Source organism: Pseudomonas sp. ADAK18 (genome assembly GCF_012935695.1).
Classification (GTDB): Bacteria; Pseudomonadota; Gammaproteobacteria; order Pseudomonadales; family Pseudomonadaceae; genus Aquipseudomonas.
In genome coordinates this window covers 6,121,343-6,146,108 of sequence record NZ_CP052859.1, presented here as the reverse complement: position 1 = coordinate 6,146,108, position 24,766 = coordinate 6,121,343, and the positions used below count along the sequence as shown (strand labels likewise).

The following is a 24,766-nucleotide window of genomic DNA, read 5'->3' as shown; positions in this document are numbered from 1 at the left end:
CTCAACTGTTCACAATCATACGAATAAATGTCTACAATTTTTTCTTATTGCGCCAGCTGCAACATGCCAGGGTCAGTCAGTGGCAGAAGCCAGCGGGCCTGACCATTTTCCAGGCCTCCACGGCGGGAACGATCCACCACCCAGCCGCGCACCTCGATTTCCTGGCCCTGCAAACGATTCAACAGGGCACTGTCGAAACGGTCGAGCAGATTGGGAGCAATACGTAATACCAGGGAGTTCTGCAATTCGATCCAGATACCACCGCGATTGCGCTCTACTTTGCTCACCTGACCGCTGACGACGGCAAAGCCGGACCGCTTGATCTGCGCAGCACTCAGGACCGGTGATTGGCGCCACAGCCCAAGCTGGGCCTGCCGGGCACTACGCTCGGCGTCCTGCTGGCAGGCGACCAGGTCGACATTAGGCGCAACGGCCACTTGGAAACCCAGGCCGTCGGCGAGCAATTGCGCCTCCAGGTTTGCCCCATTGGCGCCATAGAGATGGGCGAGGGTGCGTCCGTAGTGATCTTTGCTCTCGCGACCGAGCACCACACCCACCCGACCGCCGCTGGCATCCACCAAGCCTTGCAAGTGCTCCCGCGCAGCCACGGCAAAGGGCTCGTCGGAACGCCCCCTCTTGCCGGTTTCCGGGGTGTTGACGCCGATCATGCGCACGCTGCGACCATCTTTCAGGCGAACCGTGTCGCCATCCACCACTCGCTGCACCTCAAAGGTGTCGACGGCGTTGGGAGCCGGGCAAAACACCTGCGCCTGGGCGGGCGCCAGCCAAATCGCAGACACAAAAAAGGCGCCCGCAAGGGACGCCTTTTTTAACAGCAGGGAACAGCCCATCGGGCTCTTCAGCCTTACTCTGCAGCAGGAGTCTTGGCTTTGCCAAAAGCACCGAAACGGTCTGCGAAGCGCTGTACACGACCGCCAGTATCCAGAGTCTTCTGCTTACCGGTGTAGAACGGGTGGCACTCGTTGCATACGTCAGTACCCAGTGGCTTGCACAGGTTCGAACGGGTTTCGAACTTGTTGCCGCAGCTGCAAGTTACTTGGATAGTTTCGTACGCTGGATGGATATCGGCTTTCATGGTGTATTCCTCAGGCTAGCGTGCCGCCACTCGACACTATTGTCGAATACCGCACGTAATTAGGCCGCGGATTCTACCAGACCTTTTTAAACGCGCAAGCGGCGCTACTCGCCCTTTCATCAGAAAAGCCCGGCAAACCCGACACACTATGGGAGCCGGGCTTGCCCGCGATAGTATCGCCACGGTGTGCCTGAGATACCGCAGCGCCTGCATCGCGGGCAAGCCCGGCTCCCACAGGACAGGGGACACTTCCACCGCTGGTCTGCTAGGCTCGCGCCCTTCTTCACCGCCCGCCATATGAGAACCTCCCGCGTGCCCGACGCCATTTTGCGCCTCGCCCTGCCCTCGCCCCTGCGCCGCCTGTTCGACTACCGGGCACCCGCTGGCGTGTTGCGGTCGCAGTTGCAGCCGGGGATGCGCGTGCGGGTGCCGTTCGGACGCCGCGAGATGATCGGCATTCTGGTGGAAGTGGCCGATCACAGCGAAGTGCCCGCCGAGAAGCTCAAGCCCGCCGTGGCCATCCTCGACGCCACGCCACCGCTGCCGCCGGCGCTGTTCAAGCTGTGCCTATGGACCTCCCAGTACTACCAGCACAGCCTGGGCGACACCCTGAGCTGGGCGCTACCGGTGCTGTTGCGCCAGGGCGAACTGGCCGAAGCCCGGCAGGAACGCTTCTGGTCGATGGTCCCCGGCGCCCGCCTCGACGACCCGCGCATCGCCCGCGCCCCGCGCCAGCGGGACGCCCTGACCACGCTGGCCCAGCACCCCCATGGCGTAGCCCATCAGCTATTAAGCAAGCTGATGCTGAGCAAGGACAGCCTGGACCTGCTGCTCGCCAAGGGTTTGGTGCAGGTGGAGATCCGCAAACATGCACCAAGGGAGCGTCACGAACATTGGTTGGCCCAGCCGGAACTGCCGCTGAACCCGGAACAGCGCGCCGCCTTTGAGGCGATTAGCGCAGGCCTCGACAGTTTCCACGCATTCCTGCTGGCTGGCGTCACCGGCAGCGGCAAGACCGAAGTCTATTTGCAACTGATCCGCGAGACCCTCGAAGCCGGCAAGCAGGCGCTGGTGCTGATCCCCGAGATCAACCTCGGCCCGCAAACCCTGGCGCGCTTCGAGCAACGCTTCAACGCGCGTATCGCCCTGGTGCACTCAGCGGTCAACGACCGCGAGCGCCTGGAATCCTGGCTGGCGGCACGGGACGGCGAGGCCGATATTATTATCGGCACCCGTTCGGCGCTGTTCACCCCGATGAAAAATCCCGGGCTGATCATCATCGATGAAGAACACGACGGTTCCTATAAACAGCAGGAAGGCCTGCGCTACCACGCCCGCGACCTGGCGCTTGTGCGTGCGCGCCAGGAAAACATCCCGATTGTGCTGGGCTCGGCCACGCCTTCCCTGGAAAGCCTGCACAACGCCTACACCGGTCGCTACGGCCTGTTGCGCCTGAATGAGCGCGCCGGTGGCGCCAAGCAACCGCGCTTCCTGCGCCTGGACGTCAAAAGTCGTCCGCTGGACAGCGGCATTTCCGGCCCCATGCAGCAAGCCATTGGCCAAACCCTCGCGGCCGGCCAGCAAGTGTTGGTGTTCCTCAATCGCCGAGGTTTTGCGCCCACATTGTTGTGCCACGATTGCGGCTGGATGTCCGAGTGCGAGCGTTGCGATGCGCGCATGACCGTACACCAGCGCTCCGGCGAGCTGCGCTGCCACCACTGCGGGCATGTGGAACGAGTGCCGCGCCATTGCCCGCAATGCGGCAAGGTCGACCTGCGTCCCGTGGGCGCCGGCACCGAGCGCGCCGAGGAACGGCTGGGGATTCTGTTTCCGGATTACCCGGTATTGCGCGTCGACCGCGACAGTACGTCGCGCAAGGACGCGATGAATCAGCTGTTTGCCACCATTCAGAAGGGCCAACCGTGCATTCTGGTGGGCACGCAGATGCTCGCCAAAGGGCACCACTTCCCGCGGGTAACCCTGGTGTCGATCCTGGATGCCGACGGCGGGCTGTTTTCCGGGGACTTCCGCGCCAGCGAGCGCATGGCGCAGTTGATCGTCCAGGTTGCCGGCCGCGCCGGACGCGCCGAAGAGCCCGGCAGAGTGATCATCCAGACCCACCTAGCCGACCATCCGCTGCTGATCCAACTGACCGAACAAGGCTATTTCGCCTTCGCCGAGCAGGCGTTGAGCGAGCGTCGCTCCGCCGGCTTGCCGCCATTCTCCCACCTCGCACTGCTACGGGCCGAAGCCCACAAGCCCGGCCAGGCCGAAGGTTTTCTGGACGAAGCCTGCAGTGAGGCTGAGCGTTTACTGGGTGAATTGGGGCTGACCGGCGTCGAGTTGCTGGGCCCGGTGCCGGCGCCTATGGAACGCCGCGCCGGACGTTATCGAGCGCAGCTACTCTTGCAAGCCACTGCCCGGGCACCGTTGCATCGTTTATTAAGCAGTTGGCTGCTGGCCCTGGAACAAATGCCCAGCGGGCGGCAGGTGCGCTGGTCGCTGGATGTAGATCCTGTAGATTTGTATTGATAGAAAGTACGCTATCGCAGGCAAGCCAGCTCCCACACTTTGATTTGTGAACACCTTCAAATGTGGGAGCTGGCTTGCCTGCGATGAGGCCCGCAGGTCCGCCAACCATTCTGAACGGTTGGCAAGCCCGCCCTCGCCACGGATAATGCCCAGTTTTTCCACCTGCGCATCGACGCGCCGCCGCTTGCGGTCGAAAGAGAAGACCATGAAAGACATCATTCGCCAGCTGATCCAACAAGCCATCATCCAACTCATCAACGAAGGTGTGTTGCCTGAAGGCCTGACGCCGGCGATCCAGGTGGAAAACACCCGCGACAAGACCCACGGTGACTTCGCCAGCAACATCGCCATGATGCTGGCCAAGCCTGCGGGCATGAAACCTCGCGACCTGGCGGAAAAAATCATCGCCGCGCTGCCCGCCGACCCGCAAGTCAGCAAGGCCGAAATCGCCGGCCCGGGCTTTATCAATATCTTCCAGAACACCCAGGCTCTGGCTTCGCGCCTGGACACTGCCCTGGCTGACGCCAAGATCGGCGTGCGCAAGGCTGGCCCGACCCAGCGCGTGGCAGTCGACCTGTCGGCACCCAACCTGGCCAAGGAAATGCACGTTGGCCACTTGCGCTCGACCATCATTGGTGACGGCGTGGCGCGGGTCCTGGAGTTTCTCGGCGACACCGTGATCCGCCAGAACCACGTAGGCGACTGGGGCACCCAGTTCGGCATGCTGATGGCGTACCTGCAAGAAAACCCGATCACCAGCAACGAACTGGCCGACCTGGAAAACTTCTACCGCGCCGCCAAGAAGCGTTTCGACGAATCCGAAGAGTTCGCCGACCGTGCCCGTGGCCTGGTGGTCAAGCTGCAAGCCGGTGACCCCGAGTGCCTGGCGCTGTGGAGCCGCTTCCGCGATATCTCGCTGTCCCACTGCCAGGAAATCTACGAGCTGCTCAACGTCAAGTTGACCCCGGCCGACGTGATGGGCGAAAGCGCCTACAACGATGACCTGATCAACGTGGTCAACGACCTCAAGGCCAAAGGCCTGCTGGTAGAAAGCAACGGCGCCCAGTGCGTGTTCCTCGAAGAGTTCAAGACCGCCGATGGCGAGCCGCTGCCGGTGATCATCGTCAAGGCCGATGGCGGCTACCTCTACGCCACCACCGACCTGGCCGCCGTGCGCTACCGTAGCGGCGTGCTGAAAGCCGACCGCGCTCTGTATTTCGTCGACCAACGCCAGGCCCTGCACTTCCAGCAAGTGTTCGAAGTGGCGCGCCGCGCCGGTTTCGTTACCCATCCGATGTACATGGAGCACATGGGCTTCGGCACCATGAACGGCGCCGACGGCCGCCCGTTCAAGACCCGCGACGGCGGTACCGTGAAGCTGATTGACCTGCTGAACGAAGCCCAGGAGCGTGCCTACACCCTGGTGAAAGAAAAGAACCCTGAACTGGCCGAAACCGACCTGCGTAACATTGCCCGCGTAGTAGGCATTGGCGCAGTGAAATACGCCGACCTGTCCAAGCACCGCACCAGCGACTACAGCTTCAACTTCGAGCTGATGCTCAACTTCGAAGGCAACACCGCGCCGTATTTGCTGTATGCCTACACTCGGGTAGCCGGCGTGTTCCGCAAGCTGGGCAAGGATTTCAGTGAAGTCCAAGGCCAGATCAACCTTCAAGCGCCACAAGAACACGAACTGGCAGCCAAGCTGGCGCAGTTCGGCGAAGTGCTGAACAGCGTGGGCGAGAAAGGCACACCGCATATCCTCTGCACCTTTTTGTACGAAGTCGCCGGATTGTTCTCCAGCTTCTACGAGAACTGCCCGATCCTGACGGCCGACGACGAAGCGCAAAAGCAAAGCCGCCTGCGCCTCGCCGCACTGGCTGGACGGACCCTCAAGCAAGGCCTGGAACTCTTGGGCCTGGAAACTCTGGAGCGTATGTAAGTTGGCTGCCAAGAAAAAACCTGCACCCAAGCGCGGCGCCAGCCGCTACCAGGCACCGGCGAAGAAGCCCATTCCGGGCTGGTTGTGGATGGCCATCGGCCTGACCGTCGGCGCGTTTATCGTGTTTCTGATGAAGCTGGAGCCAGGCAAGGGCGATGACGTCAAACGGGTCAAGCAGGAGCAGCAGAAAGCCACGAAAATGGCCGAAGCGAACAAGACTGTCCCGAGCCCAACCGCACCCGTGAAGCCGAAATACGACTTCTACACGCTGCTGCCGGAATCGGAAGTGATCGTGCCACCCGATGCCGTGCCGGAGAAGACCCTGCCGACGCCGCAAGTGCCCGTGATACCGACGACGCCTGTGACTCCAGCGGAAGCGGCGAAAATCGATACCGCTCGGGCCCAGGCGGCACTGGCCGGGATTACCCCGCCGCCACCGCCACCCGTCGCTACCACCAAGGCGGCACCGGTGACCAAATTCTTCCTGCAGGCGGGTTCATTCCCCAAACAGGCGGATGCTGATCGGGTGCGAGCGCAGATTATTTTGCTGGGGCAATCGGTGACGGTGGAGTCCGGGACGGTGAAGGAAGCGACCTGGTATCGAGTGCTTGTAGGCCCGTTCAGCAACCGCGAGCAACTGACCGTCGCTCAGAAACAACTGGCCGGCGCAGGGTTTAGCAACCTGTTGTTACAACAGCGCCAGACTCGCTGATCGGTCTAGATTTCAAGACCGCAGCCGGTCAAATGTGGGAGCCGGGCTTGCCCGCGATGGCGGTGGAACAGTCAATATTTTCAGTGACTGACCCACCGCCATCGCGGGCAAGCCCGGCTCCCACATTTGTTTTTGTTGTCCTCAAGAGTGCGCCAAGCCAGTAAACACCACTCGTCCGCCCTCCCTTCCTACAGTTGAAATCCCCCCGCCACCCCCATATGAGTTCCATCAGGGCATTTTCGCCCCGCAGCGTGGAGACTCTCCCCTTGACCACCATCGTTTCAGTTCGTCGCCACGGCATAGTCGTCATGGGCGGCGACGGCCAGGTTTCCCTTGGCAATACCGTGATGAAAGGCAACGCAAAAAAAGTGCGCCGCCTGTACCACGGCCAAGTCCTCGCCGGTTTTGCGGGCGCCACCGCTGACGCTTTTACCCTGTTCGAGCGTTTCGAAGGCCAACTTGAGAAACACCAGGGCCACTTGGTCCGCGCCGCCGTCGAGCTTGCCAAAGAATGGCGCACCGACCGCTCCCTCAGCCGCCTTGAAGCCATGCTGGCGGTCGCCAACAAAGACGCCTCGCTGATCATCACCGGTAACGGCGATGTGGTAGAGCCAGAGCACGGCCTGATCGCCATGGGCTCCGGTGGTGGCTACGCCCAGGCCGCGGCCAGCGCACTGTTGAAGAAAACCGATCTGTCGGCCCGTGAAATCGTCGAGACGGCCCTCGGTATCGCTGGCGACATCTGTGTCTTCACCAACCACAACTTCACCATTGAGGAGCAGGACCTCGCGGAATAAGCCGTCGGCTTTTTCTTGCTTGAGGACCGCCAATTATTATGTCCATGACTCCCCGCGAAATCGTCCACGAACTCAATCGCCATATCATCGGCCAGGACGATGCCAAGCGCGCCGTCGCCATTGCCCTGCGTAACCGCTGGCGCCGGATGCAACTGCCCGAAGAACTGCGTGTTGAAGTAACCCCCAAGAACATCCTGATGATCGGCCCTACCGGGGTCGGTAAAACCGAGATCGCGCGCCGCCTGGCCAAACTGGCCAACGCACCGTTCATCAAGGTCGAAGCGACCAAGTTCACCGAAGTCGGCTATGTGGGCCGCGACGTCGAATCGATCATCCGTGATCTGGCCGACGCCGCCCTGAAGTTGTTGCGCGAACAGGAAATGACCAAGGTCAGCCACCGCGCTGAAGACGCCGCCGAAGAACGCATCCTCGATGCCCTGCTGCCACCGGCACGCATGGGTTTCAACGAAGACGCGGCGCCCACCTCGGATTCCAACACCCGCCAGCTGTTCCGCAAGCGCCTGCGTGAAGGTCAACTGGACGACAAGGAAATCGAGATCGAAGTCGCCGAAGTGTCCGGCGTCGACATCTCCGCCCCGCCTGGCATGGAAGAAATGACCAGCCAGCTGCAGAACCTGTTCGCCAACATGGGCAAGGGCAAGAAGAAAAGCCGCAAGCTCAAGGTCAAGGACGCACTGAAGCTGGTGCGTGACGAGGAAGCCGGGCGCCTGGTCAACGAGGAAGAACTCAAGGCCAAGGCCCTGGAAGCGGTCGAGCAGCACGGTATCGTGTTTATCGATGAGATCGACAAGGTGGCCAAGCGTGGCAACTCCGGTGGCGTCGATGTGTCCCGTGAAGGCGTACAGCGCGACCTGCTGCCGCTGATCGAAGGCTGCACCGTCAACACCAAGCTGGGCATGGTCAAGACCGACCACATCCTGTTTATCGCCTCCGGTGCGTTCCACCTGAGTAAGCCAAGCGACCTGGTGCCGGAGCTGCAAGGCCGCCTGCCGATTCGTGTGGAACTCAAGGCGCTGACCCCGGGCGACTTCGAACGCATCCTCAGCGAGCCACACGCGTCGCTGACCGAGCAATACCGCGAGTTGCTGAAAACCGAAGGCCTGGCTATCGAGTTCCTGCCGGACGGTATCAAGCGCCTGGCGGAGATTGCCTGGCAGGTCAACGAGAAAACCGAGAACATCGGCGCCCGTCGTCTGCACACCTTGCTTGAACGCCTGCTGGAGGAAGTGTCCTTCAGCGCCGGCGACTTAGCTGGGGCGCAGAATGGCGAGGCGATCAAGATCGACGCCGACTACGTCAATGGTCACTTGGGCGAATTGGCGCAGAACGAAGATCTGTCTCGTTATATCCTGTAAGCCTGTGGGAGCGGGCTTGCTCGCGATAGCGGTGTGCCGGTCACTGAGGTAGCGACTGATCCACCGCTATCGCGAGCAAGCCCGCTCCCACATTTTGCAGCCGGTTCCTTCAGGATCATCCATGAGCGGTTCACCCAATGTCTAAAATACCCACCGCCATCAACCTGCACAAAGCCTCCAAGACCCTGGGCCTCACGTACAGTCCCGACGAGGTCTACCACCTGCCCGCCGAATTCCTGCGGGTGCATTCGCCTTCCGCTGAGGTCCAGGGCCACGGCAAACCGATCCTGCAATTCGGCAAGCTCAATGTCGGTTTGACCAAGATCGAACCGGCCGGCCAGTACGCACTGAAATTGACCTTCGACGACGGTCATGACAGCGGACTGTTCACCTGGGACTACCTCTATCAGCTCGCCGTGCGTCAGGGCGATTTGTGGGCCGATTACCTGGCCGAACTCAAAGCCGCCGGAAAAACCCGCGATCCGAGCGAGTCGGTCGTCAGGCTGATGCTCTAACTCAAGCCTCTTGCTCATTAGTGGGCATTTTCTAATTTCATCTGCTTGAATGCCCTGTCGCGTGGCCAACGATTGGCCCGCTTGCGAAAAAAATTAAACTCGGGTAACCAATGGAACTGGCAAGTTCCCTGCATTTGACGATGCGGTATCAACGGTCATCCGAGCAGCAGTACCTGGCTTGTGCTGTGTCGCAAGAGCAAGGACACAGCGGTACCCGGTACTCGTCTTTCGGACAATGGAGCGTCGTAGATGAGTAACAAGAATAACGATGACTTGAAACGCCAAGCCTCGGAAAACACCCTGGGGCTGAACCCGATCATCGCGTTACGTAAAAAGGATTTATTGGCTTCTGCGAGGATGGTGCTGACCCAAGCCATCAAGCAACCGTTGCACAGCGTCAAGCATGTCGCCCACTTTGGCGTCGAGCTGAAGAACGTGGTGTTCGGCAAATCAGAGCTGGCACCCGAGAGCGATGACCGTCGCTTCAACGACCCGGCGTGGAGCCAGAACCCGCTCTATAAACGCTACCTGCAAACCTATCTGGCGTGGCGCAAGGAGCTGCACGACTGGATTGGCGACAGCAACCTGTCGGAACATGACATCAGTCGCGGGCACTTCGTGATCAACCTGATGACCGAAGCCATGGCCCCGACCAATAGCGCTGCCAACCCCGCGGCGGTCAAACGCTTCTTCGAGACGGGCGGCAAAAGCCTGTTGGATGGCCTGTCGCACTTGGCCAAGGATTTAGTACACAACGGCGGCATGCCGAGCCAGGTCAACATGGGCGCCTTCGAAGTGGGCAAGAGCCTGGGCACCACCGAAGGCGCCGTGGTGTTTCGCAACGACGTGCTGGAGTTGATTCAGTACCGGCCGATCACTGAACAGGTCCACGAGCGCCCGTTGCTGGTGGTGCCGCCGCAGATCAACAAATTCTATGTCTTCGACCTGAGCCCGGATAAGAGTCTGGCGCGCTTCTGCCTGCGCAATAACCAGCAGACCTTTATCGTCAGCTGGCGCAACCCGACCAAGGCGCAGCGTGAGTGGGGCCTGTCGACGTATATCGAAGCGCTGAAAGAGGCCGTCGACGTGGTCACTGCCATCACCGGCAGCAAAGACGTCAACATGCTCGGCGCCTGCTCCGGCGGTATCACCTGCACCGCGCTGCTGGGCCATTACGCGGCATTGGGGGAGAAGAAGGTCAACGCCTTGACCCTGCTGGTGAGCGTGCTGGACACCACCCTGGACACCCAGGTGGCGCTGTTCGTCGACGAGCAGACTCTGGAAGCGGCCAAGCGCCATTCTTATCAGGCTGGCGTGTTGGAAGGTCGCGACATGGCCAAGGTGTTCGCCTGGATGCGCCCCAACGACTTGATCTGGAATTACTGGGTCAACAACTACCTGCTGGGTAACGAGCCTCCGGTGTTCGACATCCTGTTCTGGAACAACGACACCACCCGTTTGCCGGCCGCCTTCCATGGCGACTTGATCGAATTGTTCAAAAACAACCCGCTGGTGCGTGCCAATGCACTGGAAGTGTGCGGCACGCCGATTGACCTCAAACAGGTTACAGCGGACATCTACTCCCTGGCGGGCACCAACGACCACATCACGCCCTGGCAGTCCTGCTACAAGTCGGCGCAACTGTTTGGTGGCAAGGTGGAATTCGTGCTGTCCAGCAGCGGTCATATCCAGAGCATCCTTAACCCGCCGGGCAACCCCAAGTCACGCTACCAGACCAGCGACACTATGCCGGGCAAGGCGCTGGACTGGCAGGAAAACGCTACCAAGCACACCGATTCCTGGTGGCTGCATTGGCAGGCCTGGCAGGCGGAGCGGTCGGGCAAGTTGAAGAAGGCACCGACGGTGCTGGGTAACAAGGCGCATGCAGCAGCTGAAGCGGCGCCAGGTACTTACGTTCACGAACGGTAAACATAATTTGCGGCGGGAATGAGGTCAGTGTGGGAGCTGGCTTGCCTGCGATGACATAGGCACATACAACATGAGTGTGCCTGACATACCGCCATCGCAGGCAAGCCAGCTCCCACATTGACCGAGTTTCGACAGGGAAATAGCGCGCCATTTCACAGGGCTTGAGCATGCCGCAACCGTTCATCTTCCGTACCATCGACCTGGATGGCCAAACCATCCGCACGGCGGTACGCCCGGGCAAGTCTCACTTGACGCCGCTGCTGATTTTCAACGGTATCGGCGCCAACCTTGAGCTGGTGTTTCCGTTCGTCCAGGCACTGGATCCGGACCTGGAAGTGATTGCCTTTGATGTACCGGGTGTTGGCGGTTCGTCTACACCCAGTCGTCCTTATCGCTTTCCCGGCCTGGCCAAACTCACCGCCCGCATGCTCGATTACCTGGACTATGGCCAGGTCAATGCGGTGGGGGTTTCCTGGGGCGGAGCGCTGGCGCAGCAATTTGCCTACGACTATCCGGAACGCTGCAAGAAGCTGATCCTCGCGGCGACGGCAGCCGGGGCGTTCATGGTCCCCGGCAAGCCAAAGGTGCTGTGGCTGATGGCAAGCCCTCGACGCTATATCCAACCCTCCCATGTGGTGCGCATTGCACCGATGATCTATGGGGGCTCGTTCCGTCGGGATTCAAAACTGGCGGCCGAACATGCGAGCAAAGTACGTTCGGCCGGCAAGTTGGGCTATTACTGGCAACTGTTCGCAGGACTGGGCTGGACCAGCATCCACTGGCTGCACAAGATCAAGCAGCCGACCCTGGTGCTGGCGGGCGACGACGACCCACTGATCCCGTTGGTCAACATGCGCATGTTGGCCTGGCGCATTCCCAATGCCCAACTGCACATCATCGACGACGGCCATCTGTTCCTGATTACCCGGGCCGAAGCCGTGGCGCCGATCATCATGAAGTTTCTCCAGGAAGAGCGTTTGCGGGCGGTGATTCATCCGCAGCCGGCCTTGTAGCAAAAGCTCCCGTACGTAGCAGCTGTCGAGCGCCAGCGAGGCTGCGTTGAATGCAACCGTGTTCTTTCAGATACACCGTAGGTGTGCCCTACGCAGCCTCGCTGGCGCTCGACAGCTGCTACGACGGGTAGGTGCAGGGAACGCGCACAGGGTCAGGAAGACCCCGCCCGCGCAACTTAGCCAGAACCGACTATGGTTCTGAATTGGCGTGCTTGTTGATGGCTTGACGAAGGAGTGTTGACTCATGCGAGACAAACCCATGAAGGACGCGGTGCCCATCCCCGCCGCGTTCATCAATGCACAAAGTGCAATCACCGGCCTGCGTGGCCGGGATTTGCTGTCGACCTTGCGCAACGTCGCGGCCCACAGCCTGCGCAACCCGCTGCACAGCGCACGGCATGCCATGGCCCTGAGCGGACAGTTAGGCCGCGTACTGCTGGGTGAAACCGTACACGAGCCCAACCCTCGTGACAGCCGTTTCGCCGACCCCACCTGGAAACTCAACCCCTTCTACCGGCGCAGCCTGCAAGCCTATTTGAGCTGGCAGAAACAGACTCGCCACTGGATCGACGACAGTGCCCTGAGCGCCGACGATCGGGCACGGGCGCACTTTGCCTTTTCCCTGCTCAACGATGCCGTGTCGCCGTCCAACACCCTGCTCAACCCGCTGGCGATCAAGGAGCTGCTCAACTCCGGCGGCAACAGTGTGGTGCGTGGCGTCAGCAACCTGTTTGACGACCTGTTGCACAACAACGGGTTGCCGCGCCAAGTCACCAAGCAGGCCTTTGAAGTCGGCAAAACGGTGGCCACAACGCCCGGCTCGGTGGTGTTTCGCAGCGAATTGCTGGAGCTGATCCAGTACAAGCCCATGAGCGAAAAACAGTACGCCAAGCCGCTGCTGGTAGTGCCGCCGCAAATCAACAAGTACTACATTTTCGACCTGAGCCCGGCCAACAGCTTCGTCCAATACGCGCTGAAAAACGGCCTGCAGGTGTTTATGGTCAGTTGGCGCAACCCGGACGTGCGCCACCGCGAATGGGGCCTCTCCACCTACGTCGCCGCCCTGGAAGAAGCATTGAATGTCTGCCGGGCGATCACCGGCGCCCGCGAGGTCAACCTGATGGGCGCCTGCGCCGGCGGCCTGACCATCGCCGCGCTGCAAGGCCACCTGCAAGCTAAGCGCCAGCTGCGGCGGATCTCCAGTGCCAGTTATCTGGTGAGCCTGCTGGACAGCCAGATCGAAAGCCCGGCCACGCTGTTCGCCGACGAACAGACCCTGGAAGCCGCCAAGCGTCGCTCCTACCAGCAAGGAGTGCTGGACGGCCGGGACATGGCCAAGGTGTTTGCCTGGATGCGCCCCAATGACCTGATCTGGAACTACTGGATCAACAATTACCTGCTGGGCAAGGAACCGCCGGCCTTCGACATTCTGTACTGGAACAACGACAACACACGCCTGCCGGCCGCGCTGCATGGCGACCTGCTGGACTTCTTCAAGCACAACCCGCTGAGCCATCCCGGTGGCCTGGAAGTGTGCGGCACGCCCATCGACCTGCAGAAGGTCACGGTGGACAGCTTCAGCGTGGCCGGGATCAACGACCACATCACACCGTGGGATGCGGTCTACCGTTCGACCTTGCTGCTGGGCGGCGACAAGCGCTTCGTGCTGTCCAACAGCGGGCATATCCAGAGCATCCTCAATCCGCCGGGCAACCCCAAGGCCAACTTCGTCGAGAACCCCAGGCTGAGCAGCGACCCGCGCGCCTGGTACTACGACGCCAGCCACATCGAGGGCAGTTGGTGGCCGCAATGGCTTGCGTGGATCCAGCAGCGCTCCGGCGTGCAGCACGAAACCCTGACCGCCCTGGGCAACCAGAATTACCCACCGATGGAAGCGGCGCCCGGCACTTATGTGCGGGTGCGCTGACGCCTTGGTTCACCGATCACCTAAGAAGACTGGATGAAAACCCGCGACCGTATCCTTGAATGTGCCCTGCAGTTGTTCAACCACAAGGGCGAACCGAATGTATCGACCATGGAGGTGGCCAATGAAATGGGGATCAGCCCAGGCAACCTCTACTACCACTTCCATGGCAAGGAGCCGCTGGTGCTTGGGCTGTTCGAGCGTTTTCAAGGTGAACTGGCGCCGTTGCTTGATCCGCCGGCGGATGTGCAACTGGCGGCTGAGGATTACTGGCTGTTCCTGCACCTGATCGTCGAGCGCATGGCGCACTATCGGTTCCTGTTCCAGGACCTTTCGAATCTGGCAGGGCGCTTGCCGAAACTGGCCAAAGGCATTCGTCATCTTCTGACGGCACTGAAGCGCACGCTTGCCTCGTTGCTGGCGCGGCTCAAGACCGAAGGGCAGCTCGTCAGTGATACCCAGGCGTTGGGGCAACTGGTGGAGCAAATCACCATGACCCTGCTGTTTTCCCTGGACTACCAGCGGATTCTCGACCGTGAAGGTGAGGTGCGCGTGGTGGTGTACCAGATCATGATGCTGGTGGCACCGCACCTGTTGATGCCGGCGCGACAGGCAACGGAAAGGTTCGCGCTGCGCTATTTGGATGACGCGCAATAAAAATGTGGGAGCGGCGGTGCCGTGGACCGCATCCACAAAAACGCCCGACCTTCACAGGCCGGGCGTTTTTGTATGTCCCGTGAAATCAGGACTGACTGGAAGGCGTCGGGGTTGCCGGCGTTGCAGTCGGGGTAGCGGTGGAGTGTGTCGGCGCAGAGACCGAATTGGTCGATGGAACCGGGGTTGCAGGCTTGGCCGCAACGGCTGGCTTGGGTGCTGCTGGCTTCTTGGCTACGACAGGTTTCTTTGCCGCGACAGGCTTTGCAGCCGGCTTGGCAGCCGCAGGTTTGGCGGCGGGTTTGGCCGCAACCGGTTTTGCCGCAGGTTTCGCAGCGGCCGACTTGGCAGCTGGCTTGGCTGCAGCAGGTTTGGCAGCTGCGGTTTTCGCCGCAGGTTTGGCGGCGGGTTTTGCAGCGGGTTTTGCAGCCGGCTTGGCCGCAGGTTTTGCTGCTGCCTTGGCCGCGACTGGCTTGGCTGCTGGCTTGGCGGCGGGTTTAGCGGCTGCAGTTTTCGCTGCCGGTTTGGCGGCAGGCTTGGCAGCAGCTTTTGCGGCAGGTTTTGCAGGCGCCTTGGCTGCTGGTTTTTTGGCTGCTGGTTTAGCAGCGGCCTTGACCAGTGGCTTGGCAGCGCTTTTCGCAGCAGGTTTGGCAGCAGCCGTTTTCGCAGCAGGCTTGGCAGCCGGTTTTGCTGCTGCGGTTTTCGCCGCCACTGGTGCCACTTTAGCGCCGGTCAGTTTTTCGATTTGCTTGGTCAGCGTATCAACCTTGCTGTGCAGCGCCTTCACTTCATTGCGGCTAGGGACACCCAGTCGCGAAATGGCACTGTTCAGACGCTTGTCGAAAACCCCTTCCAGTTCATCCCACTTGCCCAGTGCCTGGTCTTTTACAGCACCGAGGCGGGACTTGGCAGAACCTTTCGCTGCATCTACTTGTTTACCGACAGTGGTCTTGGTCAACTTCTCGGCTTTCTCGCCGTCTTTAACCAAAGTCTCGAAGTATTTACCGCCGTCACTGCTGACCTTCGAGTACACGCCTAAACCAGCAAGCCAGATCTTGCGGGAGTATTTTTCAACTTCCCCGATCCACGAGCTGCCTTCTTTCTGAGTTTTCTTTTGAACAGCCATCCCGTTGTCTCCTTAATGTTTACGCGCGACACGTTCGAGCAATGCCGTCAGCTCATCGAGCTTAGCAGAGAGTGTCTCCACGTCATGTTTAGACGGAATGCCGATCCGATTCAAGGCACTTGCAACACGAGTATCAAAAGCCTTCTCGACTTTATCCAGTTGCACTTCGACGCGACCTTTGACGCTGGAGACATTGCTCTTGACTTGATCAATCTGACTGTTGGCAGCATCAAGTTGTTCAATCACAACTTTTTTGCCTTTACTTTCAACATGTTGACCAGTCTTTACGAGTTCTTTGAAGTACTCGCCACCCTCACTTCCAACCTTGGCATATGCCCCAAGACCCGCCAGCCAGATCTTGCGGGCATAGGTTTTAACGTCGCTGAAGGCGTTAGTCGAAGCAGCAATTTTTTTCTTCAAAATAACTTTGGCCATGGTGCACCTCACGCATAAAAGGGTGGAGGAACTGCCCACAGGAGTTGAGGGCTCATGCACAAAGTAGGCAGAAAAATTAGAAACGGCACCCTAAGAAGGTCGATATCACGCCAGGGCCTTATCCAAAGCCTTCTCGATTTCGGACTTGATGCTGCCACTCATGGCCGACATCAACAGGCCCAGTTCAACGTCGATACGCAGAGAGTCTTCAGCCACTTTCAGGGTACCTTTTACCCCCGAGCGCTTAAGGTTCAACGTGTCGCCGGACCACGAAGGCTCCAGACCATATTGATCTTTGAGTTTTTGCGCCAACTTGTCGGCCTTGGCCCGGGCAGCTTCTTTACCAAGAGTGTGGGCACGCTCAACGTGTATACGGGCCATTGCAATGACTCCTCTTTATAGAGACTTGAAAACCTTCCATGCGGCAAAAGGTCTCGGTGATGGCCTATCTTACCTTCACCGTTGCCAAGACAAAGCATGCCTTGGGGATTAGAATGTCCCGCATTCTCTTTTGGTGACAGCGATATGACTGATCAGCGCAAAGGCAGCGATGCCGAACCCACCACTCACTTCGGCTTCAAGAACGTCCCGGAAAGCCAGAAAGCGGAAAAAGTCGCTGAGGTGTTCCACTCGGTGGCCGCCAAGTACGACCTGATGAATGACGTGCTGTCCGGCGGCATGCACCGCCTGTGGAAGCGCTTCACCATCGAGCTGTCCGGCGTACGCACCGGCAACCGCGTGTTGGATATCGCCGGCGGCACGGGCGATCTGGCGGCCAAGTTCTCGAAACTGGTCGGCCCTACCGGCCAAGTGGTACTGGCCGACATCAACGGCTCGATGCTCAAGGTCGGTCGCGACCGCCTGCTGGACAAAGGCGTGGCCGGCAACATTGAGTTCGTCCAGGCCGACGCTGAAAAGCTGCCGTTCCCGGACAACCACTTCGACTGCGTGACCATCGCCTTCGGCCTGCGCAACGTGACCCACAAGGAAGACGCCCTGCGCTCCATGCTGCGGGTGCTCAAGCCCGGCGGTCGCCTGTTGGTGCTGGAGTTTTCCAAGCCGACCAACGCGCTGATGTCCAAGGTCTACGACACCTACTCGTTCGCTTTCATGCCGCTGATGGGCAAGCTGATCACCAATGACGCCGAAAGCTATCGTTACCTGGCCGAATCGATCCGCATGCACCCGAACCAAGAAACCCTGAAGTCGATGATGGTAGAGGCCGGCTTCGACCGCGTGACCTACCACAACATGACGTCAGGCATCGTCGCCCTGCACCGCGGCATCAAGCCCTGATGCTGTTCGCAGGCCTGCTCGCCAGCGTTGAACACGGCCTCAACCGTGTTCTGCGCCTGGACAGTACCGCCCTGGCGCGGCTGGCACACTTGAACGGCAAGGTCATCGCCGTCGACTGCACCAGCCCTGCCTTGCAGCTGTTTATCCTGCCCAGCGATGAAGGCCTGCTGCTGGCGACCCAATGGGCCGCCGATGCCGACTGTACCCTGCGCGCGTCCGCGTCCAACCTGTTGCGTCTGGCGTTAAGCCGCGACAAAACGGCGATCCTTCACGGCCCGGACGTCATACTGGAAGGTGACAGTACGGTGCTGATGGACCTGGCCGCCGTACTGCAAGACCTGGAACTGGACTGGGAATACGAACTGTCCCGCTGGCTCGGCCCGGTCGCCACGCAACTGATCAGTGGCCACCTGCGTAGCCGCACCCGCTGGTACCAGCAAGGCTTCGCCAGCCTGAACCAGAACCTGGCCGAATACCTGAGCGAAGAATCGCGCACCCTGGTCGGACAACGGGAGGCCGAAGCGCGCTTTCGTGAACTCGACCAGGCCAAACTCGACCTGGAACGGCTGGAGGCGCGCTTCGAGCGCCTGAGCCAATCCCTTGATTCAAGCGATAAAGCATGAAGCTGCTTGCCGTCCGCCGTTTGTTTCGTATCCAGCGCGTCGTAATCCGCTACCGCCTTGATGACCTGCTGTTCGCCCTGCCGCTGCCGTGGTTTTTGCTGGCGGTGCGCTACGTACTGCCGTGGCGCTGGTTCCCGCGCAAGACCCTGGAGCTGAGCCGTGGTGCCCGCCTGCGCCTGGCGTTGCAGGACCTTGGGCCGATCTTCATCAAGTTCGGGCAGATCCTGTCCACCCGACGCGACCTATTGCCCGAAGACATCGCCGACGAACTGATGCTGTTGCAGGACCGCGTACCGCCGTTCGATTCGCAACAGTCGGTCAAACTGATCGAAGAACAACTGGGCAAGAAGATCAGCGAGGTCTTCAGCCGCTTCGATATCGAGCCTCTGGCCTCGGCTTCAGTGGCCCAGGTTCACGCCGCCCAGCTCAAGACGGGCGAAGAAGTGGTGGTCAAGGTGATCCGCCCGGGCCTCAAGCCGATCATCGGCCAGGACCTGGCGTGGTTGTTCATCCTCGCCCGCGCCGCCGAACGCTTCTCCGCCGATGCGCGCTTGCTGCACCCGGTGGACGTGGTCGCCGACTACGAAAAAACCATCTACGACGAACTCGACCTGCTGCGCGAAGCCGCCAACGCCAGCCAGCTCAAGCGTAACTTCGAAGGCTCGCCGCTGCTGTATGTGCCTCAAGTCTACTGGGACTGGTGCCGGCCAAAAGTACTGGTGATGGAGCGTATCTATGGGGTTCAGGTTACAGACCTTGCGACCCTGGCCGACCAGCGTACCGACATGAAAATGCTCGCCGAGCGCGGCGTGGAGATCTTCTTCACCCAGGTGTTCCGCGACAGCTTCTTCCACGCCGACATGCACCCCGGCAATATCTTCGTCAGTACGGTGAGCCCGTGGAGCCCGCAGTACATTGCGATCGACTGCGGGATCGTCGGCGGCCTCACGCCGGAAGACCAGGATTACCTGGCCCGCAACCTGTTCGCCTTCTTCAAGCGTGACTACCGCCGCGTGGCGCAGTTGCACATTGATTCGGGCTGGGTGCCGGCTGAAACCAAGCTCAACGAGTTCGAAGCGGCGATCCGCACCGTGTGCGAGCCGATCTTTGAAAAACCGTTAAAAGATATTTCCTTCGGCCAGGTATTGATGCGCCTGTTCCAGACCGCACGGCGCTTCAATATGGAAGTGCAGCCGCAGCTGGTCCTGTTGCAGAAAACCCTGCTCAACATCGAAGGCCTGGGCCGTCAGTTGTACCCGGACCTGGACTTGTGGAACACCGCCCAGCCGTTCCTCGAACGCTGGATGCGCGAGCGGGTCAGCCCGAAAACCCTGTTGGGCAACCTGCAAAGCCAGGTCGAGCAACTGCCGCACCTGGCCAACATGACCCGTGACCTGCTGGAGCGCATGTCCCAGCCCCACGCGAAGGACCCGGCACCGCCGTGGCACAAGCGCAGGGACGACTGGTTCCTGCGCCTGCTGGGCGCCGCCCACCTGACCGGCGGCGCGATCCTGGCCGCAGGCGGACCACTGAACGAGTTGGGCCACTGGCCGGCGGGAATCATGGTCGCCGTGGGTGTGTATCTGATCGTGCGCCGATAGCCCGTCCGGTTATACACTGTCGTAAATTGCCGAGGCTGACAGGGCCCGGTTGTCGGAGTCGAACATGAAAGACTGGCTGGACGAGATCAAGTGGGACAGTGACGGCCTGGTGCCGGCCATTGCCCAGGACTACAAGACCGGGCGCGTGCTGATGATGGCCTGGATGAACCGCGAGGCCCTGAGCCTCACCGCCGCCGAGAACCGTGCCATCTACTGGTCACGTTCGCGTGGCAAACTGTGGCGCAAGGGCGAAGAGTCCGGGCACGTGCAAACCCTGCACGAGATGCGCATCGACTGCGATGCCGATGTGGTGATCCTCAAGGTCGAGCAGATCGGCGGTATCGCCTGTCACACCGGCCGTCACAGTTGCTTCTATCGCGTGTTCGAGAACGGCGAGTGGAAGACCGTCGAGCCCGTGCTCAAAGACCCGCACGCAATCTATTCGGCAGGACACTGAACATGACTGACACCCTGAACCGCCTGGCCCAGGTGCTGGAAGACCGCAAAGGTGCGGCCGCCGACAGTTCCTATGTCGCCAGCCTGTACCACAAGGGCCTGAACAAGATTCTGGAAAAGCTCGGCGAAGAATCCGTCGAGACTATTATTGCTGCCAAGGACGCACAAATCAGCGGCGACTGCAGCGATGTGATCTATGAAACAGCCGATTTGTGGTTCCACAGCCTAGTGATGCTCGCCCAACTGGGGCAGCATCCGCAGGCCGTGCTTGATGAACTGGACCGTCGCTTCGGCTTGTCCGGGCACGCCGAAAAGGCCTCGCGCCCGTCCGCCTGAATAATCTTTAGAGAGGAATTGCAGCATGGGCATTTTTGACTGGAAACACTGGATCGTTATTCTGGTAGTGGTTGTATTGGTGTTCGGCACCAAGAAGCTGAAGAACCTGGGCACTGACGTCGGCGAATCCATCAAGGGCTTTCGCAAGGCCATGAACGACGAAGAAAAGCCGGCCGACCCTGCCGCCAACCCGGTGCCACCGGCGCAGCCTGTCCACCCCCAGGCCGCCCAGCCGATCACCGAGCGTCGCACCTTCGACGTGCAGGCCGAGAAAGTCCAAGAGCCGACCCGCAAAGACTCGTGAGCACTGACTAATGTTTGGTATCAGCTTCTCTGAACTGCTGCTCGTCGGCCTCGTTGCCCTGTTGGTACTGGGGCCGGAACGCCTGCCCGGTGCCGCGCGCACGGCTGGCCTGTGGATCGGGCGCCTGAAACGCAGTTTCAACGCCATCAAACAGGAAGTTGAACGGGAAATCGGTGCCGACGAGATTCGCCGGCAACTGCACAACGAGCACATTCTGTCGTTGGAACAGGAGGCACGGAAGATTCTCTCTCCGGTGCAGGAAACGCCCAAGCCGGTCGAACCCGTGGCCGAGCACTCCATTGCCCCACCCGTTGCGCCAACGCCAACACCGCTTGTCGAACCCGTGCACGCCACAGAGCCTGCACCCGCAGCCCCGACAGAACCCGCGCCGGCGCCCGCAACAGCGCCCGCTCCCCACGACCCTACATTGCCGCCGCGAGCCCCATGAGCGCTGATAAACCGGAAAACGACCAGCACATGCCGCTGGTCTCGCACCTCACCGAGTTGCGCACCCGCCTGCTGCGGTGTGTTGCGGCAATCTTCGTGATCTTTGCCGGGTTGTTTGCCTTCACCCAGCAGATCTACACCTTCGTCTCCACGCCGCTGCGCGACTACCTGCCGGTCGGCGCGACGATGATCGCCACCGATGTGTCGTCACCGTTCCTCACGCCGTTGAAGCTGACGATGATGGTGTCGCTGTTCCTGGCGATCCCGGTGATCTTGCATCAGATCTGGGGTTTTATCGCCCCGGGCCTGTACAAGCATGAGAAGCGTATTGCGGTGCCGCTGTTGGTCTCCAGCATCCTGCTGTTCTACACCGGGATGGCCTTCGCCTATTTCCTGGTGTTCCCGCTGATCTTCAAGTTCTTCGCCGCCGCCACCCCGGCCGGCGTGGAGATGATGACCGACATCACCAGCTACCTCGACTTCGTGATGACGTTGTTCTTCGCCTTTGGCGTGGCCTTCGAGATTCCGGTGGCTGTGGTGCTGTTGGTGTGGATCGGCGTGGTCGACGTCAAATACCTGCGCAAGATCCGCCCGTACGTGATCATCGGCTGCTTCGTGGTCGGCATGATCCTGACTCCGCCGGACATCTTCTCCCAGACCTTGCTGGCCGTACCAATGTGGATGCTGTTCGAAATTGGCATCCTGTTTGGCAGCCTGGTGAGCAAGCGCGGCGAGCATCCGGATGACCAGCCCGCCGACGACGACCAGCCGCCAGCGACTCAGCCGTGAACCTGCTGCTGCTTGAGGAGGCCGACTTTATCGCGGCCGACCGGGTGATCCTGCGCGATCGGCGCCTGGTGCATATGCAGGAAGTTCATCGTGCGGTAGTAGGCGACAGCCTGCGAGTCGGACGAATTGGCGGGTTGATGGGCAACGCTGAGTTGCTGCGCCTGGAAGCCCATGAAGCGGAGCTGCGGGTCAGCCTCGATCAGCCGCCACCGGCAAAACTGCCACTGACCCTGCTGCTGGCCCTGCCCCGCCCGAAAATGCTCCGTCGCGTCCTGCAAACCGTGGCCTCCATGGGCGTGCCACGGGTAGTGCTGGTCAATAGCTATCGGGTGGAAAAGAGCTTCTGGCAGACGCCGTTCCTGGAGCCCGAAGCGGTTCGCGAGCAGTTGATTCTTGGCCTGGAACAAGCCCGGGACACCGTACTGCCCGAGATCATCATCGAAAAGCGCTTCAAGCCCTTTGTTGAAGATCGTTTGCCCTCCCTGGCCCACGGCACGCTCGGCCTGATCGGCCACCCTGGCGACTACCCTTCCTGCCCGCGTGGCCTGGATGAGCCTGTGACCCTGGCCATCGGCCCGGAAGGCGGCTGGATCCCCTACGAGGTGGACCTGCTGGCCAAGGCCGGTTTGCAGCCGGTGCAACTAGGTGCACGAATCCTGCGAGTCGAGACCGCCGTTACAGCCCTGCTCGCCCGCCTGTTCTGACAACCACAGGGACAATAATCCCCCTTCCTGCCTGAAATACCTCAACCACTTGAGGGCCTGCTTCGCAGCCCAACGCGGGCAAGCCCGCTCGCCACAGAATCTTTAGCGCCTACAGAATCCCGCGCCCCTGCCGATAGCCCTTGAATAAGTCCAAGCCTTGTTCAAAGGGAGTTCGCAGCATGTATCGTTGGTTAGCCGAGAATCTGGGGAATGTGAGTGTCAATCGCAAGCTGGGCATAGGCTTTGGCCTGGTGTTGATATTGACCTTGTTGATCAGCTTCACCGGCTGGACCGGCCTTGGCGGCGTGATCAGCCGCGGTGACAAGCTGGGCTTTATCTCCAGCCTCAATGAGCTGACCCAGGAATTACGCCTGGCGCGCTTGGACTATGAAATGCGCCGTGGCGAACAGGGTCCGGCGGCAGTCAACGACCTGCTGGGCCAATTGGACACCGGCCTGAAAACTGCTCGCAGCCTGATCGAACAACTGGCCGATATCGCCCTGATCGATGAGCAATTAGCTGCTGTTGAGCAATACAAGCGCGCATTTACCGCCATGACCCAGGCGGGTGCCAATCGCGAAGACGCCCGCAGCAAGCTCGGTGATACGGCCGACAACGCGGTACTCAAGGTCGGTGAAGTCGAGAAGTCGCTGCTGCAAGGCGACAGCGTCAGTCAATTCAACAACGTAGTCGACCTGAGCAAGCTGATCCAGCAGGCACGCTTCCAAGTGCGCGGTTACACCTACAGTGCCAAGGTTGAGGCAGAACAGCCGGCCCTGGACGCTATCGACAACGCCCTGAAGAAAATCACCAGCCTTAACGGCCAATTGCCGGAGCAATATCAGGCCAACCTGCAACAGGCCAGCGTATCGCTGCAAGCCTACCGCGCTGCTGTCAGTCAGTACCGAGATTCCCAGGTAGCCAGTGCGGCGGCGATGAAAATCATGGCCGAACAAGGCGACGTCCTGCTGGACCACAGCAAAAAGCTCACGATCTCGCAAACCGTGGTCCGCGACACCGACACGGCACACGCCAAGAACCTGTTGCTGCTGGCCACCGCCCTCGCGCTGGTCTTCGGCATAGTGGCGGCATGGGCGATCACCCGGCAGATCGTCATTCCGCTGAACCAGACCCTCAAAGTCGCCGAGCGTGTGGCCTCTGGCGACCTGAGCCACAACCTGACCTCCCTGCGCCGTGATGAGCTGGGCCAACTGCAGCGGGCCATGCAAAGCATGACCGTGGGCCTGCGGGAATTGATTGGCGGCATCAGTGATGGCGTCACCCAGATCGCCAGCGCTGCCGAACAACTGTCGGCGGTCACCGAACAGACCAGCGCGGGGGTCAACAGCCAGAAAGTCGAGACCGATCAGGTCGCCACCGCCATGAACGAAATGGCCGCCACGGTGCAGGAAGTCGCGCGCAATGCTGAAGAGGCATCCGAGGCCGCCGTCGCCGCTGACCAGCAGGCTCGTGAAGGCGACAAGGTGGTCGGCGAAGCCATCGCACAGATCGAACGGTTGGCCAGCGAAGTGGGCAACTCCACCGAAGCCATGGGCCATCTCAAGCGTGAAAGCGACAAGATCGGCAGCGTGCTGGACGTGATCAAGTCGGTGGCTCAGCAAACCAACCTGCTGGCCCTCAACGCGGCCATCGAAGCCGCCCGTGCCGGGGAAGCCGGACGTGGCTTTGCGGTGGTCGCCGACGAGGTGCGTAGCCTGGCCCAGCGCACGCAGAAGTCCACCGAAGAAATCGAAGAGCTGATTATCGGCCTGCAAGCCGGCACCCTGCAGGTGTCGACCGTCATGGACAACAGTCGCGGCCTCACCGACAGCAGTGTCGAACTGACTCGCCGAGCCGGTAGCGCCTTGAAAAATATCACCCGCACAGTCTCGGCTATCCAGGCAATGAACCAACAAATTGCTACCGCCGCCGAGCAACAAAGCGCCGTGGCCGAAGAGATCAACCGCAGCGTGCTGAACGTGCGCGATGTTTCCGAACAGACCTCCGCCGCCAGCGAAGAAACCGCCGCTTCCAGCGCCGAACTGGCTCGGCTGGGGATCTACCTGCAAACCCTCGTGGGCCGCTTCAGGACCTGAACCGTTGCGGCGGCCAACATGGCCGCCCTGACAACTTGTGAAGTTTCCTACACGTTTTTCAGG

General features: G+C 60.6%; 25 protein-coding genes. 20 read left to right on the top strand and 5 right to left on the bottom strand.

What is annotated here, in order from left to right:
• Positions 1-44 precede the first annotated feature (44 nt).
• Both HKK55_RS27760 and rpmE read right to left on the bottom strand, forming a co-directional pair.
• Positions 45-851 (bottom strand): thermonuclease family protein, encoded by an 807-nt coding sequence (locus HKK55_RS27760; protein ID WP_169357501.1) that lies wholly within the window; start codon positions 849-851, stop codon positions 45-47.
• 14 nt (positions 852-865) lie between these two features.
• On the bottom strand, positions 866-1,096 hold the full coding sequence (gene rpmE / locus HKK55_RS27755) for a 50S ribosomal protein L31 (RefSeq protein WP_169357500.1): 231 nt from the start codon (positions 1,094-1,096) through the stop codon (positions 866-868).
• A gap of 312 nt (positions 1,097-1,408) precedes the next feature.
• Between rpmE and HKK55_RS27750 the strand changes: the two genes are divergently transcribed.
• The 10 genes from HKK55_RS27750 (at position 1,409) to HKK55_RS27705 (ending at position 14,493) form a co-directional block, all read left to right on the top strand.
• A complete protein-coding gene (locus HKK55_RS27750; RefSeq protein ID WP_169357499.1) occupies positions 1,409-3,628 on the top strand; it encodes a primosomal protein N' in 2,220 nt (739 codons plus the stop codon).
• Between the two features lie 205 nt (positions 3,629-3,833).
• Positions 3,834-5,570, top strand: coding sequence for an arginine--tRNA ligase (gene argS / locus HKK55_RS27745; RefSeq protein WP_169357498.1), 1,737 nt, complete (start codon positions 3,834-3,836; stop codon positions 5,568-5,570).
• A 1-nt stretch (position 5,571) separates the two neighbouring features.
• Complete coding sequence (locus HKK55_RS27740; RefSeq protein WP_169357497.1) at positions 5,572-6,282, top strand: SPOR domain-containing protein; 711 nt, start codon at positions 5,572-5,574, stop codon at positions 6,280-6,282.
• Positions 6,283-6,548: 266 nt separating this feature from the next.
• Complete coding sequence (hslV, locus tag HKK55_RS27735) at positions 6,549-7,079, top strand: ATP-dependent protease subunit HslV (RefSeq protein WP_155582897.1); 531 nt, start codon at positions 6,549-6,551, stop codon at positions 7,077-7,079.
• Positions 7,080-7,117: 38 nt separating this feature from the next.
• Positions 7,118-8,455, top strand: coding sequence for an ATP-dependent protease ATPase subunit HslU (gene hslU / locus HKK55_RS27730; protein ID WP_169357496.1), 1,338 nt, complete (start codon positions 7,118-7,120; stop codon positions 8,453-8,455).
• 137 nt (positions 8,456-8,592) lie between these two features.
• A complete protein-coding gene (locus tag HKK55_RS27725; RefSeq protein WP_169357495.1) occupies positions 8,593-8,970 on the top strand; it encodes a gamma-butyrobetaine hydroxylase-like domain-containing protein in 378 nt (125 codons plus the stop codon).
• Positions 8,971-9,219: 249 nt separating this feature from the next.
• Entirely contained in the window at positions 9,220-10,899 is a 1,680-nt protein-coding gene (gene phaC / locus HKK55_RS27720) for a class II poly(R)-hydroxyalkanoic acid synthase (protein ID WP_169357494.1), read from the top strand.
• Between the two features lie 167 nt (positions 10,900-11,066).
• Positions 11,067-11,912 (top strand): poly(3-hydroxyalkanoate) depolymerase, encoded by an 846-nt coding sequence (gene phaZ / locus HKK55_RS27715; RefSeq protein ID WP_169357493.1) that lies wholly within the window; start codon positions 11,067-11,069, stop codon positions 11,910-11,912.
• Between the two features lie 244 nt (positions 11,913-12,156).
• Positions 12,157-13,839: a class II poly(R)-hydroxyalkanoic acid synthase gene (gene phaC, locus HKK55_RS27710; RefSeq protein WP_169357492.1), complete on the top strand. Its 1,683-nt coding sequence runs from the start codon at positions 12,157-12,159 to the stop codon at positions 13,837-13,839.
• A gap of 33 nt (positions 13,840-13,872) precedes the next feature.
• Entirely contained in the window at positions 13,873-14,493 is a 621-nt protein-coding gene (locus HKK55_RS27705) for a TetR/AcrR family transcriptional regulator (protein WP_169357491.1), read from the top strand.
• An 85-nt stretch (positions 14,494-14,578) separates the two neighbouring features.
• On the opposite strand, the gene HKK55_RS27700 is transcribed toward HKK55_RS27705, so the two are convergent.
• From HKK55_RS27700 to HKK55_RS27690, 3 genes are all read right to left on the bottom strand, one after another.
• The gene (locus tag HKK55_RS27700; protein WP_169357490.1) at positions 14,579-15,616 is read right to left on the bottom strand and encodes a phasin family protein; all 1,038 of its coding nucleotides are present in this window, start codon (positions 15,614-15,616) and stop codon (positions 14,579-14,581) included.
• A gap of 12 nt (positions 15,617-15,628) precedes the next feature.
• Entirely contained in the window at positions 15,629-16,051 is a 423-nt protein-coding gene (locus tag HKK55_RS27695; protein ID WP_169357489.1) for a phasin family protein, read from the bottom strand.
• Positions 16,052-16,156: 105 nt separating this feature from the next.
• Complete coding sequence (locus HKK55_RS27690) at positions 16,157-16,432, bottom strand: polyhydroxyalkanoic acid system family protein (protein WP_155582906.1); 276 nt, start codon at positions 16,430-16,432, stop codon at positions 16,157-16,159.
• A 144-nt stretch (positions 16,433-16,576) separates the two neighbouring features.
• Here HKK55_RS27690 and ubiE point away from each other — a divergent pair, with 144 nt between their 5' ends.
• The 10 genes from ubiE to HKK55_RS27640 all read left to right on the top strand — a co-directional run bounded on the left by ubiE (position 16,577) and on the right by HKK55_RS27640 (position 24,703).
• Positions 16,577-17,347 (top strand): bifunctional demethylmenaquinone methyltransferase/2-methoxy-6-polyprenyl-1,4-benzoquinol methylase UbiE, encoded by a 771-nt coding sequence (ubiE, locus tag HKK55_RS27685; RefSeq protein ID WP_003209306.1) that lies wholly within the window; start codon positions 16,577-16,579, stop codon positions 17,345-17,347.
• Positions 17,347-17,970, top strand: coding sequence for an SCP2 domain-containing protein (locus tag HKK55_RS27680; protein ID WP_169357488.1), 624 nt, complete (start codon positions 17,347-17,349; stop codon positions 17,968-17,970). Before ubiE ends, HKK55_RS27680 begins: the two co-directional genes overlap by 1 nt.
• A complete protein-coding gene (gene ubiB / locus HKK55_RS27675; RefSeq protein WP_169357487.1) occupies positions 17,967-19,571 on the top strand; it encodes a ubiquinone biosynthesis regulatory protein kinase UbiB in 1,605 nt (534 codons plus the stop codon). The genes HKK55_RS27680 and ubiB overlap by 4 nt, the downstream gene beginning before the upstream one ends.
• A gap of 64 nt (positions 19,572-19,635) precedes the next feature.
• On the top strand, positions 19,636-20,028 hold the full coding sequence (hisI, locus tag HKK55_RS27670) for a phosphoribosyl-AMP cyclohydrolase (RefSeq protein WP_155582909.1): 393 nt from the start codon (positions 19,636-19,638) through the stop codon (positions 20,026-20,028).
• A 2-nt stretch (positions 20,029-20,030) separates the two neighbouring features.
• The gene (locus HKK55_RS27665) at positions 20,031-20,363 is read left to right on the top strand and encodes a phosphoribosyl-ATP diphosphatase (protein ID WP_017478214.1); all 333 of its coding nucleotides are present in this window, start codon (positions 20,031-20,033) and stop codon (positions 20,361-20,363) included.
• Positions 20,364-20,388: 25 nt separating this feature from the next.
• Positions 20,389-20,667 carry a twin-arginine translocase TatA/TatE family subunit gene (locus tag HKK55_RS27660; protein ID WP_169357486.1) on the top strand — a complete coding sequence of 93 codons (279 nt, stop codon included), beginning with the start codon at positions 20,389-20,391 and terminating at the stop codon, positions 20,665-20,667.
• Between the two features lie 10 nt (positions 20,668-20,677).
• Positions 20,678-21,115 carry a Sec-independent protein translocase protein TatB gene (gene tatB, locus HKK55_RS27655; RefSeq protein ID WP_169357485.1) on the top strand — a complete coding sequence of 146 codons (438 nt, stop codon included), beginning with the start codon at positions 20,678-20,680 and terminating at the stop codon, positions 21,113-21,115.
• Complete coding sequence (gene tatC, locus HKK55_RS27650; RefSeq protein WP_169357484.1) at positions 21,112-21,903, top strand: twin-arginine translocase subunit TatC; 792 nt, start codon at positions 21,112-21,114, stop codon at positions 21,901-21,903. Before tatB ends, tatC begins: the two co-directional genes overlap by 4 nt.
• Entirely contained in the window at positions 21,900-22,607 is a 708-nt protein-coding gene (locus tag HKK55_RS27645) for a 16S rRNA (uracil(1498)-N(3))-methyltransferase (RefSeq protein ID WP_169357483.1), read from the top strand. The genes tatC and HKK55_RS27645 overlap by 4 nt, the downstream gene beginning before the upstream one ends.
• 179 nt (positions 22,608-22,786) lie before the next feature.
• A complete protein-coding gene (locus HKK55_RS27640) occupies positions 22,787-24,703 on the top strand; it encodes a methyl-accepting chemotaxis protein (protein ID WP_169357482.1) in 1,917 nt (638 codons plus the stop codon).
• The last annotated feature ends 63 nt before the right edge of the window (positions 24,704-24,766 follow it).

Excerpts from the sequence above, each read along its gene's own strand:
- HKK55_RS27690 (WP_155582906.1), bottom strand. The coding sequence starts at position 16,432 with ATGGCCCGTATACACGTTGAGCGTGCCCACACTCTTGGTAAAGAAGCT.
- tatC (WP_169357484.1), top strand. The coding sequence starts at position 21,112 with ATGAGCGCTGATAAACCGGAAAACGACCAGCACATGCCGCTGGTCTCG.
- argS (WP_169357498.1), top strand. The coding sequence starts at position 3,834 with ATGAAAGACATCATTCGCCAGCTGATCCAACAAGCCATCATCCAACTC.
- HKK55_RS27725 (WP_169357495.1), top strand. The coding sequence starts at position 8,593 with ATGTCTAAAATACCCACCGCCATCAACCTGCACAAAGCCTCCAAGACC.
- phaZ (WP_169357493.1), top strand. The coding sequence starts at position 11,067 with ATGCCGCAACCGTTCATCTTCCGTACCATCGACCTGGATGGCCAAACC.
- HKK55_RS27665 (WP_017478214.1), top strand. The coding sequence starts at position 20,031 with ATGACTGACACCCTGAACCGCCTGGCCCAGGTGCTGGAAGACCGCAAA.
- HKK55_RS27700 (WP_169357490.1), bottom strand. The coding sequence starts at position 15,616 with ATGGCTGTTCAAAAGAAAACTCAGAAAGAAGGCAGCTCGTGGATCGGG.
- hslU (WP_169357496.1), top strand. The coding sequence starts at position 7,118 with ATGTCCATGACTCCCCGCGAAATCGTCCACGAACTCAATCGCCATATC.
- rpmE (WP_169357500.1), bottom strand. The coding sequence starts at position 1,096 with ATGAAAGCCGATATCCATCCAGCGTACGAAACTATCCAAGTAACTTGC.
- HKK55_RS27695 (WP_169357489.1), bottom strand. The coding sequence starts at position 16,051 with ATGGCCAAAGTTATTTTGAAGAAAAAAATTGCTGCTTCGACTAACGCC.
- phaC (WP_169357494.1), top strand. The coding sequence starts at position 9,220 with ATGAGTAACAAGAATAACGATGACTTGAAACGCCAAGCCTCGGAAAAC.
- HKK55_RS27760 (WP_169357501.1), bottom strand. The coding sequence starts at position 851 with ATGGGCTGTTCCCTGCTGTTAAAAAAGGCGTCCCTTGCGGGCGCCTTT.
- HKK55_RS27705 (WP_169357491.1), top strand. The coding sequence starts at position 13,873 with ATGAAAACCCGCGACCGTATCCTTGAATGTGCCCTGCAGTTGTTCAAC.
- hisI (WP_155582909.1), top strand. The coding sequence starts at position 19,636 with ATGAAAGACTGGCTGGACGAGATCAAGTGGGACAGTGACGGCCTGGTG.
- HKK55_RS27660 (WP_169357486.1), top strand. The coding sequence starts at position 20,389 with ATGGGCATTTTTGACTGGAAACACTGGATCGTTATTCTGGTAGTGGTT.
- ubiE (WP_003209306.1), top strand. The coding sequence starts at position 16,577 with ATGACTGATCAGCGCAAAGGCAGCGATGCCGAACCCACCACTCACTTC.
- HKK55_RS27680 (WP_169357488.1), top strand. The coding sequence starts at position 17,347 with ATGCTGTTCGCAGGCCTGCTCGCCAGCGTTGAACACGGCCTCAACCGT.
- tatB (WP_169357485.1), top strand. The coding sequence starts at position 20,678 with ATGTTTGGTATCAGCTTCTCTGAACTGCTGCTCGTCGGCCTCGTTGCC.
- HKK55_RS27640 (WP_169357482.1), top strand. The coding sequence starts at position 22,787 with ATGTATCGTTGGTTAGCCGAGAATCTGGGGAATGTGAGTGTCAATCGC.
- ubiB (WP_169357487.1), top strand. The coding sequence starts at position 17,967 with ATGAAGCTGCTTGCCGTCCGCCGTTTGTTTCGTATCCAGCGCGTCGTA.
- phaC (WP_169357492.1), top strand. The coding sequence starts at position 12,157 with ATGCGAGACAAACCCATGAAGGACGCGGTGCCCATCCCCGCCGCGTTC.